General features: G+C 77.3%; 1 pseudogene. It reads left to right on the forward strand.

Features of this window, described 5'->3' with window-relative positions:
- Positions 1–1,179: 1,179 nt before the first annotated feature.
- A pseudogene (locus ND748_RS31915) lies at positions 1,180–1,459 on the forward strand (hypothetical protein); the annotation flags it as partial.

Here is a 1,459-nt window from a genome sequence, read left to right on the forward strand (position 1 = left end):
CCCACCGCTGCGCCAGGGCCAGCCGATCCGGCGGCCAGCCGGCCGGTCCCCGGCGACGACCATGCCGCCAGCCCCACCGATCCGGCGGCTCCCGCTGCTCCGGCCAGTTCTGCTGCTCGGGTCGGTTCTGCTGCTCCGGCCGGTTCCGCGGAACCGGCCACCTCTGGCGGTCCGCCCGATGCCGCCGCTTCTGCCGGTCGCGCTGCTGCTGCGGGTGGTGCCGGGGCCGGTGCCGTCGCATCTGCTGGCGCCGCTGGGACCACTGCCCGGGCCGGCGGCTCGGTTGGGGTGGGGCAGGGCCTGGACCGGCGGTCGGCTGGCCCCGGCGTCCGTGACGAGACGACCATTCCGTCGACCTCGGCGGGGATGCCCGCCAGCCCGCCGCCCCGGAGCTTCGACGGAGCGGTTCCGGCCGCCTGGCCCCCCGCCACCGATACTCGGCCCGGCACTCCGTCGGCCGCGGGAGGGCCGCCCATCCGGTCCGCGGTGTCTTCACCCGCGGCGGTGTCTTCGCCCGCGGTGTCTTCGTCCGCGGTGCCGTCGTCTGCGGCGCCGCCCTCTCCAGCGACTCCCGCTCCAGCGCCTCCACCTGCGGTGCCTGCGTCCGAGTTTGCCCGGCCCGACGTTGCCACCCTTCCGCGAATCCAGGCCCCCGGACCTGGTTCCCAGGCGGGTTCCAGACCGTCCGCCCGCGCCGTCCCGCAGACGCCCGCACCCGCGATGCCCCCCTTGGCAGCCCGGCGGCCCACCCCGCCGCCGGCGACTGCCCCGACCCAGGGCTCGACGCCGATCCAGGGCTCGACGTCGCCCGAGGGCTTGATGCCGACCCAGGGCTCGACGCCGCCCCAGGGAGCCAGGCCGGCCCAGGAGGCGCTGTCGGCCCAAAGCGCGGTGTCGGCCCAAAGCGCGCTGTCGGCCCAAAGCGCGCTGTCGGTCCAGGGCACCAGGTCGACGCCGGGGACCGCACCGGCCCACGGGAACGGGCCAACGTCGGGAACCGGACCGACGCTGGGGAGCGCACCGGCCCACGGGAACGGGCCAACGTCGGGAACCGGACCGACGCTGGGGAGCGCACCGACGCGTCGAGCGGGGTCGGCGGGGGAACGTGAGCCGGCACGGCGAGTCGAACGCGCGCGTGCGGCTGGGACGTCCCAGGGCGTTCCCTCGGCGAACGGCCCCGTGCTGCCGTCGGCCGACGGCGTGCTGCCCCCGCGGGACGATGCCGGACTGCGGACGAGGTCTACCGGTGCGCCGGACGGGCTCGAGGTGTTCGACGACACGCACACCGAGGGCACGGTGGCTCCGCGTCCGGAGCTGTCGGGGCCTGAGCTGACAGGGCCTGAGCTGGCGGGGCCGGAGACGGCAGGCCAGGAACGGTCGGCTCCGGCAGCGCGTCCCGCGGCCCGCCGGCCAGCGGTGCCGCCGCCCGGTGAGGGTGGGCAGCGGCCTTCGCCCGGCG

Source organism: Frankia sp. AiPs1, assembly GCF_023716945.1.
In the GTDB taxonomy this organism is placed as follows: Bacteria; Actinomycetota; Actinomycetes; order Frankiales; family Frankiaceae; genus Frankia.